This is a genomic window from Streptomyces sp. NPDC050164, assembly GCF_044459945.1.
Taxonomy (GTDB): Bacteria; Actinomycetota; Actinomycetes; order Streptomycetales; family Streptomycetaceae; genus Streptomyces; species Streptomyces coeruleorubidus_A.
Map to the genome: position 1 here is coordinate 496,630 of NZ_JBITJK010000001.1, position 14,977 is coordinate 511,606.

Here is a 14,977-nt window from a genome sequence, read left to right on the forward strand (position 1 = left end):
TCAAGACGCGAGCGTCTCTTCGATCGCTGCGACGACCCGGCTCAGCGCCGGTTCTGTGAACAGGGTGTAGTGGTCGCCGGGCACGCTTTCGGCCCGGAACGGACCCGTGCACACCGTCCGCCACTGCTCTTCCATGGCGATGTGCGGCGAGGCGGTGAGCACGGTGACCGGTCCGCCGTACGGGCCCGGTGGCCGGTACTCCTGCATCGACAGGGCGGAGGACCGGAAGGTCTCGAAGCGGGAGGCCAACTCCTCCTCGGTGAGCTCCAGTTCGACGCCGAGGCCGGTCAGGGTTTCCCCGACGTCGGCCACGCCGGCGGCCGGGTCGTCAAGGACCGCGCGCACCGCCTGGCCGTCGCGTCCCGTCAGCCTGGCGACGTCGTGCACGAACCGCTGCCGCACCGTCGGCTCGTCGAGGGGGACGGTGTCCTCGTCGTAGGCGGCGTCCAGCAGAACCACCGGCGGCCGTTCTCCGGTCTTCCGCTCGATCTGCCGGGCGACCTCGAAGGCGAGCACACCGCCGTAGGACCAGCCGGCCAGGCAACACGACTTCGGCAGGCCGCTCTCGGTCAGGGCCTGCGCGATCCTGGCGGCGGTCGCTGCCATCGCGTCCTGCGGGGCCACGGCGGCGTCCCGTGGATCGGCGGCGAAACCGGTCACACCGATGTCCTCGCGCAGTGCCCTGGCCAACGGTATGTAGCAGAACAGTTCACCGCCTGACGGGTGCAGCAGGATCACCTGCGCCGGGCCCGACGAACGCATCACCACCGGTGCCCGGTCCTCACCCGGCGCGGCAGTCCGGGCGGGGTCCCGCCCGGACAGGCTCGCCAGCGCGTCGAGCGGATCGTCGTCATCGCGCCGTGCGGCGCGGACGGTGTCGATGGTGGCGGCCAGGTGTGCGACGGTGGGCGAGACGAAGAAGTCGCCGAGGGCGATCTCCACCCCGAACCTGCGGTTGATCGCCGACATCAGCTGAACGGCCTGGAGGCTGTTGCCGCCCGCCAGGAAGAAGTCGTCGCGCACGCCGAGCCGGTCGTCGCGCAGCAGGGGAGCGAGCACGTCGCGCAGCAGCCGCCGTTCCGTCGCGGTGAGCGACTCGTCGCTGTACCCCTCGCCCGCACGGTTCGGGTCCGGCGCGGGCAGTCTGCGCCAGTCGACCTTGCCGCTGCTGGTGAGCGGCAGCTCGTCGAGGACCACGAAGTACGCCGGGATCATGTACGACGGCAGGAGCGTGCCCAGATGCTCGCGCACCGCCGGCACCTGCTGTTCGGTGACCCCGGTCAGATAGCCGACGAGGTGCTTGTCCCCGCTCTCGTCGGTCCACGCCTGTACGCTGACCGGACCGATTCCGTCGAAGCCGGTCAACGCCGACTCCACCTCGCCCAGTTCGATCCGCAGTCCGCGGATCTTGACCTGCTGGTCGATCCGGCCGAGGAAGACAAGCCGTCCGTCGGCCAGTCGCTTCACCAGGTCTCCGGTCCGGTACAGCCGTCCACCGGGCGCGGTGCCGAAGGGGTCGGTGATGAACTTCTCCGCGGTCAGCTCCTCCCGGTTGAGGTAGCCGCGCGCCAGCCCGCCACCGCCGATCACCAGTTCACCCGGCACACCGACCGGCACCTGGCGCAGGTCGCGGTCCAGCACGTGCGCCACGTGGTTGGCCATGGGCAGGCCGATCGGCGGCGAGGCGTCCCAGGTGCCGGGACACTCCTCCACGATCATCGTCACCGTGCACTCGGTCGGTCCGTAGCCGTTGAACAGCCGCCTGCCCGGGTTCCACCGGTTCACCAGCTCACCGCTGAACGCCTCGCCGCCGACGAACGCGATCCGCAGGTCGGTGAACTTCTCGGGCGCCAGCAGTGGCATCACGGTCGGGGGCAGGTCGATCACGGTGATGCCGGCCTGTTCCATCAGCGCCTGGAGCCGGTCGATGGACAGCCGTTCGTCGTCGGTCGCCAGGCACAGGCGCGCTCCGGTCAGCAGCGCCGAGAACGTCTCGAACACGGAGACGTCGAAGGTCACCGAAGCGAACCCGAGCACCCGGTCGGCCGGTGTCAGGTCGAACAGGTCTCGCGTGGAGTCGATGAAGTTGACCACGCCGCGGTGTTCGAGCAGCACACCCTTCGGCTTGCCGGTGCTGCCGGAGGTGTAGATGACGTACGCGACGTCGCCGGGCTTCGCCGCGAGCGGCGGATTGTGGCCGGGCATCGCCGCCAGTTCCTCGCGGACGTCGTCCAGCGTCACGACGGGCGCGTCGACCTCGCTCACGGTCTTGCCGGCCTCGGCGTGTGCGATCACCGCGCGCACACCCGCGTCGGCGGCGATCTCCGCGACCCGCGCGGGGGGATGCGCCGTGTCGAGCGGCACATAGGCCGCGCCGGTCTTCAGCACCGCGAGGATCGCGGTCGTCAGGTCCAGGTGCCTGCGCAGACACAGGCCGATCCGCGTGCCCGGCTCGACGCCGCGCTCGCGCAGCAGTGCGGCGAGCCGGTTCGCACGGGCGTTGAGTTCGGCGTAGCTGGTCTCGACGCCGGAGACGACGACCGCCACGCTGTCCGGGGACTCCTCGACGCGCGCCTCGAACTCCTGAACGACGGTGGATTCGCGTATCGGGCGCATCCGTCCCTTGCCGACCTCGGCCAGGAACTCCTTGTCCGCCGGGCTCAGCACCTCGGCGGCGGACAACGGAGCGTCGGGGGCGGCCGTCAAGGTGGTGAGCAGTCCGTCGTAGTGCCGGGCGAACCTGGCGATGCTCTCGGCGTCGAACAGGTCGGTGTTGAACTCGATGGCGAGGCGTGCGTCGGCGCCGGGAGCCGCCTGCTCCGTCAGGTTCCAGCTCATGTCGAACCGGGAGGTGCCGGTCCGGACGGCCTCCTGCGAGGTGGCGATGCCGGGCAAGCCGGTCGTGGTGGCCGCGTTCTCCACGCCGAACACGATCTGGAAGACCGGTGAGCGTGAGGGGTCGACGACCGGATCCACCGCGTCGACCAGCTTGTCGAACGGCAGCCCCCCCTGCTCGCAGGCCTCGGACGACACACGCCTGACCCGCTGCACCAACTCGCGGAAGGTCGGGTCGCCGGAGACGTCCGCGCGCAGCACCCGCATGTCGGTGAAGAGCCCGATCACCGAGGACACGGCGTCGTGCCGCCGGTTCGCATCCGGCGAGCCGATCACCAGGTCGTCCAGGCCGCAGTAGCGGTGCAGCAGAGTGAAGAACGCGGCAACGAGGACGTCGAACGGGCTCGCGCCCTCCTCCCGGGCCAGTTCCCCCGCCCGCTTCAGGCCCTGGTGCCCGACGGTGAAGCTGCCGCTGCCGCCTGCGAAGGTCCGTGTGTCACCACGGGGCCGGTCGGTCGGGAACTCCAGTACTTCGACGCCCGCCAGCTTGTCCCGCCAGTACGCGGCCAGTCTGTCCAGGTCGCCGCCGCGCAGTCGCCGGCGTTGCCACACCGTGTAGTCCGGGTACTGCACGGGAAGACCGGGCAGCCGCGGTGCGTCGCCGTCGCGCAGCGACCGGTAGCACTCGGCGAGTTCACGGATCAGCACGTTGCGCGACCAGGCGTCGCACACGACGTGGGGTACGTCGAGCAGGAAGAGATGGTCGTCCGGCGCCACCCTGATCAGCGCCGCGCGCCACACCGGCGTCCTGGTCAGGTCGAACGGTGCCGCGCTCCGCCTCTCCACCAGGGCCCGCGCGGCGGCGAGCCGCTGCTCGTGGTCGTCGCCTTCGGCCTCGATCAGCGGCAGCTCGATGGGGACCTCGGGCACGACCACCTGCATCGGGCCGCCCTCGCGCTCCACGATCACGGTCCGCAGCGCGTCGTGCCGGGCCACGACCGCGGCCAGCGCCGAGCGCAACGCGTGCGCGTCCAGATCGCCCCGCAGGCGCAGGCACAGCGGCATCCCGGCGACAGCACCGTCCGGCGCCGGGCGGTCGAGGAACCTCAGGCTCTCCTGCGCGTGCGACAGCGGTACCGGCCCCGTGTCACCGCGCGGCGTCGGGCCTCGCCTCGCCGCGGCCCCCGCCTGCTCCCTCAGCCGCGTGAGGAACCGCGCGCGGCGCTCCGCGGGCAGCGCGGCGAGGCGCTGGGTCATGTCGGTCACCTCAGACTCCTTACGGGCGGCGGAGCGTCGATCACCCGCTCGTCCGAGCGCACGGGCAGGTGTGCCAACTCCGAGATGGCGATGGTCAGCACGTCGATGCCACGCATGTAGTCCGACAGCACGATGTGCTCGTCGTCGGCGTGATCGAGACTGCTGTCGCCCGGGCCGTAGGTCGCCATCGGGATGTCCCAGACCTCGGCGAGGGTGTTCATGTCCGAGGTGGCCGTCTTCACCACCAGCCGTGGCCGGGCGTGCAGTTGCCGGATACCGGACACCAGCGCGCGCACCGCCGGGTCGGCCCGGCCCACCCGGCAGGCCGCCACCGAGTTCAGCACTTCGAGGTCGCCGGCCGGCAGCCTCTCACGCAGCCCGCGCACCAGCTCGTCGACGTCGAACCCCGGTGGGATGCGGACGCTGAGGTCCGCCGTCGCCGTGGTCAGATCGGCGTTGAGCTGGCACAAAGTCGCGCCCGGCTGGTCGAACACGCCATGGCTCGCGTCCGGCCCGAGCAGATCGACCAGCGCGTCCCAGCAGGCGACGGCCAGTTCGGACGCCTTCGGCGCCGGGTTGCTCGGGTGCGTGGCAGGACACTTGACGGTGTAGCGCAGGTCGAGCTTGCCCTTGTAACCGAGCACGACGCTCGACCAGCCGCTCGGTTCGCCGATGATCAGCGCGTCCGGCCGGTCATGGGTGGCTCGGATCGCCATCGCCCCACGGGAGCGCGGAGTCTCCTCCTCGACGACGCCGATCACCACGATCCGGCCGGGGAAGTCCACCGCGCCGGCCGCGGCACAGATCATCGCCGCGAGCGGTCCCTTGGCGTCGACCGCGCCGCGGCCGTAGAGCTTGCCGTCCTCGGAGCGGACCGGGAACTGGCCCGAGACGGTGTCCATGTGCCCCAGCAGCATCAGGGTCGGGCCCACGCCGCGCTCGATCACGCCGATCACATTGCCCACGCCGTCGATGTGCGCCTGATAGCCCAGGTCCGCCATCGCTTCGGCCAAGTAGTCGGCCAGCGCACGCTCTTGGTAGGAGGAGGAGGGGATCTCCAGCATCTTGCGCAGCAGTCCGGCGGCGTACGTCTCGGTGACGTTGCCCGACGAAGTGAACGCCCAGTTCATCGTTGCGCTCGTTCCAGTAGATGGTCGACGATGTGGTCCGCGACATCGACCCGGTCGCCGAGTGCGGATTGGAAACCGGTGAACTCGACCCGGTGATTGACCTCCAGGACCAGCAGCCGGCCGTCGCGGTCCTCGATCAGATCGACACCGGCGATGTCGGCGCCGACGGCGGCGGCCGCGTCCAGGGAGAGCTTGGTGATCTCCGGCGTCACCTCGCACGGCCGGGTCTGCCCGCCGAGCGCCACATTGGTACGCAAGGACTCGCCGGTCCGGTAGACGGCGCCCAGCACCTGACCGCCGACCACGATCACCCTGATGTCCCGGTCGGGCTTGTCGATGAGCTCCTGCACATACCCGAGGTGCGACTGCGGGCCGGGCAGCGCGGCGGCGTACTCGAGCACACCTTCCGCACTGGCGCGGTCGGGCAGTTGAACCACCAGCCGGCCCCACGAGCCGACCAGCGGTTTGATCAGCGCCGGGTAGCCGATGGAGTCCAGGGCGGCCAGCGCGGCCTGCGGAGTGAGGGCGAGCGCGGTGCGCGGTGTCGGCACCCAGGCCGCCTCCAAGGCCATGGTGGTGCGCCACTTGTCGCCGCACACCTCGGTCGCGTCCGCGCTGTTGACCACTTCGACTCCCGCCGCGGTGAGACAGCGGGCCGCGTACGCCGCGCGGAACTGGCCGATCTCCCGGTTCAGCGCGAGACTCCAGGGCAGGTCACGCTGACCGGCCAGGAACCATTGCCGGCGGGTGTCGACGTGGTCGAAGGGGACACCGCGCCGGTCGAATGCGTCGAACAGCCTTTTCTCGTCCGCACCGACCCTGCTGGCGAGTATGGCGATCCCGCAGTCACCTGGGCGCTCTGGTGTCGCTGACACGTGACCTCCGTATGAGAAGCACTGATTGGCCGGACGGCATAACCGGCCTGCCGCGTGAAAAAGAAACTACGAGCACGCCGGTACCGTGCGCGTCCGCGACAAGTTCATGCCCGGGGACGCATCGTGTTGACTTTCATCCCCGGTGACTGCGAAGCCTGCTTACCCGTCCCCGGCGGCCGCTGTGTCACTCTTGACCGGATTCGAATACCCGCCACAAGAGTTCACTGTCGCCTAAGAAGAGGGGGAAATCGTGGGACACACATCGGAGCGGATACCGGTGCTCGCTTTGTGGAGCGCACCGCGCTGCCGCTCCACCGCGTTCGCGCGGATGATGACGGAGCGCGACGACCGCGTCGTCGTGCACGAGCCGTTCTCCCGGGTGGTCGACTTCGGTGAGGTGGAGGTCGGCGACCGGGTCGCGCACACCGAGCAGGACGTGCTCGCGGCGCTGCGTGCCATCGCGGCGCACAAGCCGGTGTTCTTCAAGGACACCACGGACTTCCACTACCCGGCGCTGCTCGCCGACGAGGCCTTCCTCTCGGCCGCGACGCACACCTTCATCATCCGCGACCCGGCCGAGGCCATCGCCTCGCACCACGCGCTCAACCCGGACCTCGGCCGCGACGAGATCGGCTTCGCCCGGCTGTACGAGATCTTCACCGCCGTACAGGCCGCCACCGGCACCACGCCGGTCGTGATCGACTCCGACGACCTGCTCGACCGGCCGGCCGAGACCGTGCGGGCGTACTGCGCGGCGGTGGGCATCCCCTTCGTTCCGGACGCGCTGAGCTGGAAGCCGGGCATGCGGTCGGAATGGCAGTCGACCAGCAAGTGGCACAAGTCGACCAGTGAGACCACCGGCTTCACGCGGAGCAAGAGCGGCGGAGCCGAGGCGGTCGCGGCGGACCCGGTGCTGCGGGCCTACCGCGACTATCACCTGCCGTACTACGAGAAGCTGCGCGCCGTCGCGCTCCAGCCGTGAAGCCGTGACCGGTCGGCCCGGAATAGTCGCCAGGATTACCCGGCGAGTACCCCGGTAATCGCGAGACGGACGAACAGCGAGATCCAGCGGTCTAGGTTTGAAATGCAAAACTGCGCTTCAGTGAGGTGGATCACTTGACGGGCATTTCGGTGTCCTCCGCCAGAACCCGGCTGTGCGATCCGGTCGACATATCCGGCCATCGCAACAACACGGCCATCTCCGCGGCGACGGAGACCAAGGCGGGGGCCTTCAACGTGTGGGGAAACTCGTTTGCGGCCGAATACCTGCCCGAAGGCAAGAGCCTCGTCCACGTGGACGGTGTTCCCTTCGAGTTTCCTCCGGTCTGCGACGGACCGGACAATGTCCGCTGTGCCGGACAGTTCATCCGCGTCCCCGAGGGCCGCTACGACTGGATCCATGTCCTGGCGGCGTCCGAACGGCGCTGCGAGGAGACCGTCGAGCTGAACTTCGCCGACGGCTCGGTCGACGCGGAACCGCTGCGAGTCTCCGACTTCTGGTCGGCGCCCGCGTGGTTCGGCGAGGTCAAGGCGTTCGAGAGCCTCGTCATGCACTACCCGCACCACGTGCAACGAGGCGTTCCGGCGGTGATGTGGGCGCAGCGCGTGCCGGTCACCCGGCGCGCCAGCCTGACCGGCATCCTGCTGCCCCGCAACGTCGCGGTGCATGTCTTCGCGGTCACCCTCCAGCGGACGGAGCCCTGACATGACCGTCGACGTGACGGCACGGACGTACATGATCACCGGACCGGAACCCGAGTGGTGGTACCGCGACCTCGTCAGCTGCCTCCAGGCCACGTTCGGTTCACTCCTGATACGGGAGGGCGCCGACCCGCTGTCCGTGCTCGGCGCGGGCTGGCGGTTCCTGCACCTGCCGGGCGACGTCAGGTCCGAGGAGTTCTACTACCCCTGCCCCCCGGACGAGTCCGGCGGCGCCGACCTCGGTGCCGCGTTGGCCCCGCACCACGCACTGCGCGCGCGCTGGTGGCAGCCCGCCGACGAGGACGACGTGTGGCGGGAGGTGCGCGAGACGCTGGCCGACGACCGGCTCGTCATCGCCGCCGTGGACAACTACCACCTGCCGTTCCGGCCCGCGTACGGGGACGTGCACGCCGCGCACCTCGTGGTGGTCTACGGCCTGGACGAGACCCGCGGGGTGGTCTACGTCTCGGACGCGATGCCGCCCGCGTTCCGCGGTGCCGTCCCGATCGAGGAGTTCCTGCGGAGCTGGGGTTCGGCGAACCCGACCGACGTCCAGGACGCGTTCTTCAGCGACGCACGGATCGGCAGACGCTGTCTCGACGTCCGCCTCGACGCCCCGCCCGCGCCCCTGACGCCCGAACTGCTCGGCGGCTTCCTGCGCACCGACGTCGACGGCTTCACCACAGCCGGCTCGGCCCGTACCGGTCTCGCCGGATACGACGAGTTCGCCGCGGAACTCCTCGACCGGTGCCGGGCCTCGGATGCCGGCGCGCTGCGCGAGCTGTATCCGTTCGGCTGGGGCATGCAGGCGCAGGCGTCACTCCACGGTGAACTGCTGCGCCGCTGCGGCCGCCAGTGGGACGATCCGGCGCTCGCCGGAGCGGGACGCGCGGTCGAGGCCGTCGCGCACGCGTGGACCGGACTGCGGTTCACCGGTGCGCACGGGCTCGAGGACCCGCGCGCGGTCGCACCCGACATCGCGCACCACGCGACGCTGCTGCGCGGCGCGTACGCGCGTGCGGTGGACGCCGTCGGCGCGGCGGCGGCGCGGCTGTGACCGCGCAGGCATCGACCACCGTGACCGGAGTGGAGTGGAGAGTGATGAGCAAGCTGGCAGCGTTCGGCGGTACGGCGACCGTACCGAGGGACCGGCGCCGTGTGCAGTGGCCGTTGGTCGAGGAGGAGGACCGCAAGGCCGTCCTCGACGCGCTCGACGGCGCAAGACTGGTGTCCGACACGGACGGTGTGAATCCGGTGTCCGTCCTGGAGGAGAACTGGGCCCGGCGCTTCGGCTTCGAGCACTGCGTCGCGGTGTCCAACGGCACCGCGGCCCTGGCCCTCGCGCTGGCCGCGCTCGGCGTCGGACCGGGGGACGAGGTGATCGTGCCCGCGCTCAGCTTCATCGCCACCGGGCTCGCACCGGTGCACCAGATGGCCGTTCCCGTGTTCGCAGACATCGACCCGGTCACCTTCAACATCGATCCGGACGACGTGGAGCGCCGGATCACGGACCGGACCAAGGCGATCATCCCCGTGCACCTGCACGGCGCGCCCGCCGACATGGACCGGATCACCGAGATCGCGCGCAAGCACGGCATCGCGGTGATCGAGGACGCCGCACAGGCTCCCGGAGCGACCCACCGCGGGCGGCCGGTCGGCGGGATCGGCGACGCGGGTGCCTTCAGCCTCCAGGTCAGCAAGAACATTCCGACCTGTGGTGAAGGCGGCCTGCTGGTGACCCGCGACGCCGGGCTGGCCGAGGCGATGCGCAGGGGCCGGCAGTTCGGCGAGGTGATCGAGAGCGGTCGCGAGCGCGACTACGTGTCCTACGGTCTGGGCTGGAACTACAAGATGAACGCCCTCCAGGCCGCGTTCACCGACGCACAGCTCGCCCGGTTCGACGGGTACGAGCGCGCGCGGCAGCGCAACGTCACCGAGTTCCTCGGGCGGCTCTCGCAGCTGCCCGGCCTGCAGGTGCCGACCGCGCTGCCGGACACCACCCACGCCTGGCACATCCTGCGGTTCCGGTTCGACCCGGCCGCGTTCGGTCTGGACGGGGTGCGGCCTCAGGCTCTGCGCTCTGCTCTGCGGCGACTGCTGCGCGCCGAGGGCGTACCGATGTCGCAGTACCAGCTCATGCCGCTGCCCGACCAGAAGGTGTTCGTGGACCGCGTCGGCTTCGGCTCGGGCTACCCGTGGTCCGTGACCGGTGCGCCCGGAACGGTCGCGGGTGAGGGCTACCCGGTGACCCGCGCGGTCATCGCCGACTCCCTGACCATCCAGAAGCGCCACCTCCATCCGGGGGCGGGCGAACTGCTCGGCCTGTACGCGGACGCCTTCGAAAAGGTGTGGGCGAACAGGGACATGGTGGCCACGCTCGCGAAGGCGGCGTCATGACCGCCACCCCGGTCCTGGAGCGGGACACCCTGGACTCGGTCGCCGCACGCATCCGCTCGCACGTCGTCGACATGTGCGCGGGGCCCGAGGGCGGCCATCTCGGCGGCGCGTTCTCCTGTGCCGACGTGCTCGCCGCGCTGTACTTCTCGGTACTGAACGTGGACCCGCAGCGGCCGGACGACCCGGATCGCGACCGCTTCCTGCTCAGCAAGGGCCACGCCGCCGTCGGCCTCTACGCGACGCTGGCCGAACGGGGCTTCTTCCCGGTCGAGGAACTCGCCGGATACGGACGCCCCGGCAGCAGGCTGATGGGCCACCCGGTGCGCGCGGTGCCCGGTGTGGAGATGCCGACCGGATCGCTCGGCCACGGACTCGCCCTGGGCTGCGGATTCGCGCTGGCCGCCCGGTACGCCGGCCGTGACGCGCGCAGCTTCGTACTGCTCGGCGACGGCGAGCTCCAGGAGGGCTCGGTGTGGGAGGCGGCCATCGCGGCAGCGTCGCTGCGCCTGGACCGGCTGGTGGCGGTGGTGGACCGCAACGGACTGCAGTTGACCGGCTCCACCGAGGGCATCGCGCCGATGGAGCCCCTGGCCGACCGCTGGCGCAGCTTCGGCTGGGCGGTCCGCGACGTGGACGGGCACGACCCGAACCAACTGGCGGACCATCTCGGCGCCACGCCGTGGGAACCGGGCAAGCCGAGCGTGCTGATCGCCCGCACGGTCAAGGGCCAGGGGCTCCCGTTCCTCGCCGGCCGCAGTGCCAGCCACTACGTGACGCTGTCGCCGCGCAACCACGCACGGGCGGTTCGCGCCCTACGAGTCACGGAGGCCACCGGATGAGCCGCGCCACCCGGGAGGCGTACCGGGACACCCTGCTTCCCCTGCTGAAGCAGCATCCCGAGCTGATGTGCCTGGACTCCGACACCGGTCTGTTCAACGCCGAGTACGCCGCGGCGGCCGGCGACCAGTACCTCAACCTCGGTATCGCCGAGCACAACTTGATGGGCATGGCCGCCGGGATGGCCGCCTGCGGACGGGTCCCGTTCGTCAACACGATGGCCGCCTTCGCCACCTCCCGGGCACTGGAAGCGATCAAGATCGACATCGCGTACAACCGGTTGCCGGTCCGCATCATGGCCACCCACGGCGGTCTCGCCGCGGGCCACCTCGGTCCGACGCACCAGGCGCTGGAAGACCTCGCCGTGATGCGGGTACTGCCCGGCATGACCGTGGTGGTGCCTGCCGACGCCGCCGCCACGGAGGCGTTCGTCGAGCAGAGCCTGAACCTGCCCGGACCGCTCTACGTCCGGCTCGGCCGCAAGCCGTCACCGCCGCTTCCCGCAGCCCCGCCACCGGTCATCGGGCAGGCACAGACGCTGCGGCAGGGCGGCGACGTGGTGCTCGCGAGCTGCGGTCCGTACCCGGTGCTCGCCTGCCTCGCCGCGGCGGACGTCCTCGCCGGACAAGGCATCGAGGCCACCGTGCTGAACATGCACACCCTGCGGCCGTTCGACGCAGAGACGCTGGTGGCCGCGGCCCGGCCGGCCTCGCTCGTGGTGACGCTGGAGGAGCACTGGCGCAGCGGCGGCCTCGGCGGCGCGGTGACCGAGACCCTGGCGGAGGCGGCGCCCACCCGGGTGCTGCGGCTGGGCATGCCGGATCAGTTCGTCGACGAGGTGGGCAACCAGGAACATCTCGTCGCGCATTACGACCTCACCGCGGAGCGGGTCGTGAGGGCGGTCCGTACCGCTCTCGACACGGCGGCCCGTTCCGGGCGCCCCGATCGGGAAGTCGTCACTACATAGCTGACGTCACGGGTCGGGCGATTGCCCGACCCGTACGTGCATGCCGAAACCACATCGAGCCTCTTTCATCCCCGCAGGAGTCGTTGTTCACGCGGGGATGAAAGAGGCTCACACGTCTCCGTCGACCGGATCACCTGGGGGCGGTGCCGGCGTCACGTCTGTGGTTGTGTCGTGATGCGGTAATCGAGCGCGCCGAGGACGGTCGCCACGCGGGCACGCAGCTGGCTCACGGAATCGGCGGTGACCGTGAAACCGAGGAAGAAGTTCTCCTGCTCCAGGCTGCTGACCTGGTAGCCGTTGATGACGTCCGCGTTGACCACACCGGGTAGTTCACGCAAGTCGTCCTCGCTGGTGCTGATCTCGACGGTGCCGAGCTCGTCGGCCTCCACATAGACCAGGCCGGTGATCGGCTGGTCGCCGACCGGGTCCACCTGGTCCGGTGTCATGGTGAATTCGCCCAGCGACATCGAGATGAACGCCTCGATCGGGTCGATCCCGCTGGGTTCGTGGATCGCCGGGAAATGCATGCCGCGACCAGGTCGGGGATTGATCTCCACGAGCTCCGTCCGGCCGTCCTCGGTGCTCCGGCCCTCGACGTGCAGCCAGAGCTGGTCGAGGCGGAGGTCGGCGCAGAGCGTGCTGATCGCCTCGCTCAGAGCACGCACACCGTCACGCACGTGGTCCTGCTGAGGCGGATGGAGATTGATCCCCGCGTCGTGGTGCCTGGTTTCGTCGAGGTCGGGCTTCTCGCCGGCCAGGAGCGGATGGAAGCGGCCAGCGACGACGGGGCCGTCCACGGTGAACTCGGTGCCGGGCAGGTACTCCTCGACAATCAACCGGGTGTCGCCGAGGCCGAGTTCGGTCAGATAGCGCTGGTAGGCGAGGAGCTCGGCAGGCTCGTCCACCCGGCGAACCAGCCGCGAGGCCCCGGACTGATCCGCGGGCTTGACGATGGAGGGGAAGAAGTCCACCTCCGCGGGATCGCCGGAGAAGCGCATGCCGGACAGCCCCAGGGCCCGCATGCGCTCTCGGACCAGCGTCTTGCTGAGCAGCACATTGCGGCCGGCGTCAGCACCCGGAAGACCGTAGTGCGTGGCTATGGCGATCTGCCACGGCATCAACGCTTCGAGCATGTTGACGACAGCGATGGGGTCGATGCCACGGCGGTCGAGCCGGGTGGTCAGCGCGGGCAGGTTCTCGCTGTCCCAGTCCATCAGGACGTGGTCATCGCATTTGTTGCGGTTGCGGTCGTCAGGAAGATCGGAGATCAGTACCGGACGCAAACCGCGGGCTCGCAGCCGTGCGACAGCAGGGGCCACGCCGCCGGCATTCCATTTGGAGAAAATAAGTACGGATTTCAAGCCGCGACCTCCAGAACCGTATTTCAGGGCTTGCACCAAGAAAAATCCGGACCAGCTTCAAGGGTGGCACCGACCAGGGGCGCGCGGGAGTAAGCGAGATGATCAGCCGCAGGAGGGAAAGGTCAGCACAATGTGTCGCCGTGAATGAACTTGTCGCGGACCCGCATGACGTGGGTGCGGTCGTACCTTCCTATTCGACGCGCCCTCGATATGGCGGTCCGCTCCGGAACAACCGATTGAAAGGAAACCGTCACATGACCACCATGCAGGCCTGCCCGGAGTGCGAGGAGCAGGTACAGATCAGCGATTCGGTGCGACTCAACGAGATTCTGGAGTGCGTGGGCTGCCGAAGCGAACTGGAGATCATGGCGCTGAGCCCCACGGTGCTCGCCCTCGCGCCCGAGGTCGAGGAGGACTGGGGCGAGTAGTCGCACCAGGACGATCACGGCAAGAGCGCGACCCGCAACGTCGCGCTCGCCGCCACTCGAACTCGACATCGTCATGGCCGACGGCGGCACCGTCGTCACTGACCTTCTGCTCGGTGACAACCACTCGCGACGACCCAGCAGGACCCGGTCCTCCACGGGCAGGCTCTCAGAGCCGGCCCCTGCGGACCGGGTCCGCTTCCTCGTGGCGGCGATCATCCGTCGCGCCCCCGGCCCAGCTCACCGCCGGCTCCCGCGCTGACGGCACCAGAGCCCCCACATACCGCTGCGCGGCCATCACACGGATGACGAATCCCGTGGATGCCGCGCAGTCGCAGCTGTTTCCTCCGCAGACTCCCAGGGCCTGTCGTCAAATTCCCGTCGTCCGCCCGAAGGGCGGGCCCGGCGGTGTCTGGTGCGTGCGATCGCAAGGCGCCGGAGCGCCCTCGATGGGTGTACCCCCTGCTCGGGCGCAGCCGAGGACTTGGGGGAGTGCGTGCCAGGCGCCGCCGGCCAGGCGGGAATTCGACGACAGGGCCTACCCAAGGGCTGTCCCGTAACTGCTGGTCACGGGTGAGATGATCTTGCCGTGTCTGGTGTGATCACGGCGTCAGAGCCGTCCTGGGCAGTCCCGTTCACCGGGCTGAGCCCGCGACAGTTCGGCAAGCTGATCACCGCTCTGCGACGCGAGGGTGCGGGCCCGGTCCGCAAGGGCCGGCCGACCAACCTGACCCTGCGGCAGTTGGCACCGCTGTTCGGGGTGTCGAAGTCGGCCGCTGACCGCATCATCGACCCCCTCGGCCCTTCGCTGGCGCTCCAGAAGCGCAGGCGGTTCCGCAAGGACACCGTGCTGATCGTGGACGGCCCCCTGGTTCCCACCCGCGACCACACCATCGCCGAGCAGTCGAAGAACTACCGGTGCTCGACCAACCACCAGGTCGTCATCGACGCCGACACCCGGCTCGTCGTCGCCATCGGCCGGCCATTGCCCGGCAACCGCAACGACTGCAAGGCGTGGAAGCTGCCCGGCGCGAAAGAGGCCGTGGGGAAGACCACGGTCATCGTGGACGGCGGCTATCGGGGCGGCCTGGAAGGAGGAACACAACGTTTCCCACCGCAAGGTCCGCGCCCGCGTCGAGCACGTCTTCGCCCGGATGAAGGGCTGGCAGGTCATCCAGCCCGCCAGGAATCA

11 protein-coding genes and 1 pseudogene are annotated in these 14,977 nt (G+C 69.8%); 8 read left to right on the forward strand and 4 right to left on the reverse strand.

Annotation, left to right across the window (positions count from 1 at the left end; genetic code table 11):
* The 3 genes from ACIBNA_RS02370 to lysX are packed head-to-tail and all read right to left on the reverse strand — an operon-like array spanning position 1 to position 6,097.
* Positions 1–4,092 carry an amino acid adenylation domain-containing protein gene (locus ACIBNA_RS02370; protein WP_399163496.1) on the reverse strand — a complete coding sequence of 1,364 codons (4,092 nt, stop codon included), beginning with the start codon at positions 4,090–4,092 and terminating at the stop codon, positions 1–3.
* Between the two features lie 5 nt (positions 4,093–4,097).
* Entirely contained in the window at positions 4,098–5,222 is a 1,125-nt protein-coding gene (locus tag ACIBNA_RS02375) for a M20/M25/M40 family metallo-hydrolase (RefSeq protein WP_399163401.1), read from the reverse strand.
* Positions 5,219–6,097: a lysine biosynthesis protein LysX gene (gene lysX, locus ACIBNA_RS02380; RefSeq protein WP_399163402.1), complete on the reverse strand. Its 879-nt coding sequence runs from the start codon at positions 6,095–6,097 to the stop codon at positions 5,219–5,221. Before lysX ends, ACIBNA_RS02375 begins: the two co-directional genes overlap by 4 nt.
* Positions 6,098–6,347: 250 nt before the next feature.
* Between lysX and ACIBNA_RS02385 the strand changes: the two genes are divergently transcribed.
* From ACIBNA_RS02385 to ACIBNA_RS02410, 6 genes are all read left to right on the forward strand, one after another.
* Positions 6,348–7,079 (forward strand): sulfotransferase family protein, encoded by a 732-nt coding sequence (locus ACIBNA_RS02385; protein ID WP_399163403.1) that lies wholly within the window; start codon positions 6,348–6,350, stop codon positions 7,077–7,079.
* A gap of 125 nt (positions 7,080–7,204) precedes the next feature.
* Positions 7,205–7,801: a hypothetical protein gene (locus ACIBNA_RS02390; protein WP_399163404.1), complete on the forward strand. Its 597-nt coding sequence runs from the start codon at positions 7,205–7,207 to the stop codon at positions 7,799–7,801.
* 1 nt (position 7,802) lies between these two features.
* Positions 7,803–8,855 carry a BtrH N-terminal domain-containing protein gene (locus ACIBNA_RS02395; RefSeq protein WP_399163405.1) on the forward strand — a complete coding sequence of 351 codons (1,053 nt, stop codon included), beginning with the start codon at positions 7,803–7,805 and terminating at the stop codon, positions 8,853–8,855.
* 44 nt (positions 8,856–8,899) lie between these two features.
* Positions 8,900–10,195, forward strand: a complete 1,296-nt coding sequence (locus ACIBNA_RS02400; RefSeq protein ID WP_399163406.1) for a DegT/DnrJ/EryC1/StrS family aminotransferase — start codon at positions 8,900–8,902, stop codon at positions 10,193–10,195.
* Positions 10,192–11,034 carry a transketolase gene (locus ACIBNA_RS02405; protein ID WP_399163407.1) on the forward strand — a complete coding sequence of 281 codons (843 nt, stop codon included), beginning with the start codon at positions 10,192–10,194 and terminating at the stop codon, positions 11,032–11,034. Before ACIBNA_RS02400 ends, ACIBNA_RS02405 begins: the two co-directional genes overlap by 4 nt.
* The gene (locus ACIBNA_RS02410) at positions 11,031–11,999 is read left to right on the forward strand and encodes a transketolase family protein (protein WP_399163408.1); all 969 of its coding nucleotides are present in this window, start codon (positions 11,031–11,033) and stop codon (positions 11,997–11,999) included. Before ACIBNA_RS02405 ends, ACIBNA_RS02410 begins: the two co-directional genes overlap by 4 nt.
* 152 nt (positions 12,000–12,151) lie before the next feature.
* Here ACIBNA_RS02410 and ACIBNA_RS02415 read toward each other — a convergent pair whose 3' ends face one another.
* Entirely contained in the window at positions 12,152–13,360 is a 1,209-nt protein-coding gene (locus ACIBNA_RS02415) for an acetyl-CoA carboxylase biotin carboxylase subunit family protein (RefSeq protein WP_399163409.1), read from the reverse strand.
* A gap of 263 nt (positions 13,361–13,623) precedes the next feature.
* On the opposite strand from ACIBNA_RS02415, the gene ACIBNA_RS02420 reads away from it, so the two are divergent.
* Positions 13,624–13,788, forward strand: a complete 165-nt coding sequence (locus tag ACIBNA_RS02420; protein WP_399163497.1) for a lysine biosynthesis protein LysW — start codon at positions 13,624–13,626, stop codon at positions 13,786–13,788.
* Positions 13,789–14,374: 586 nt separating this feature from the next.
* Positions 14,375–14,972: pseudogene (locus ACIBNA_RS02425) on the forward strand (transposase); the annotation flags it as partial.
* Positions 14,973–14,977 lie beyond the last annotated feature (5 nt).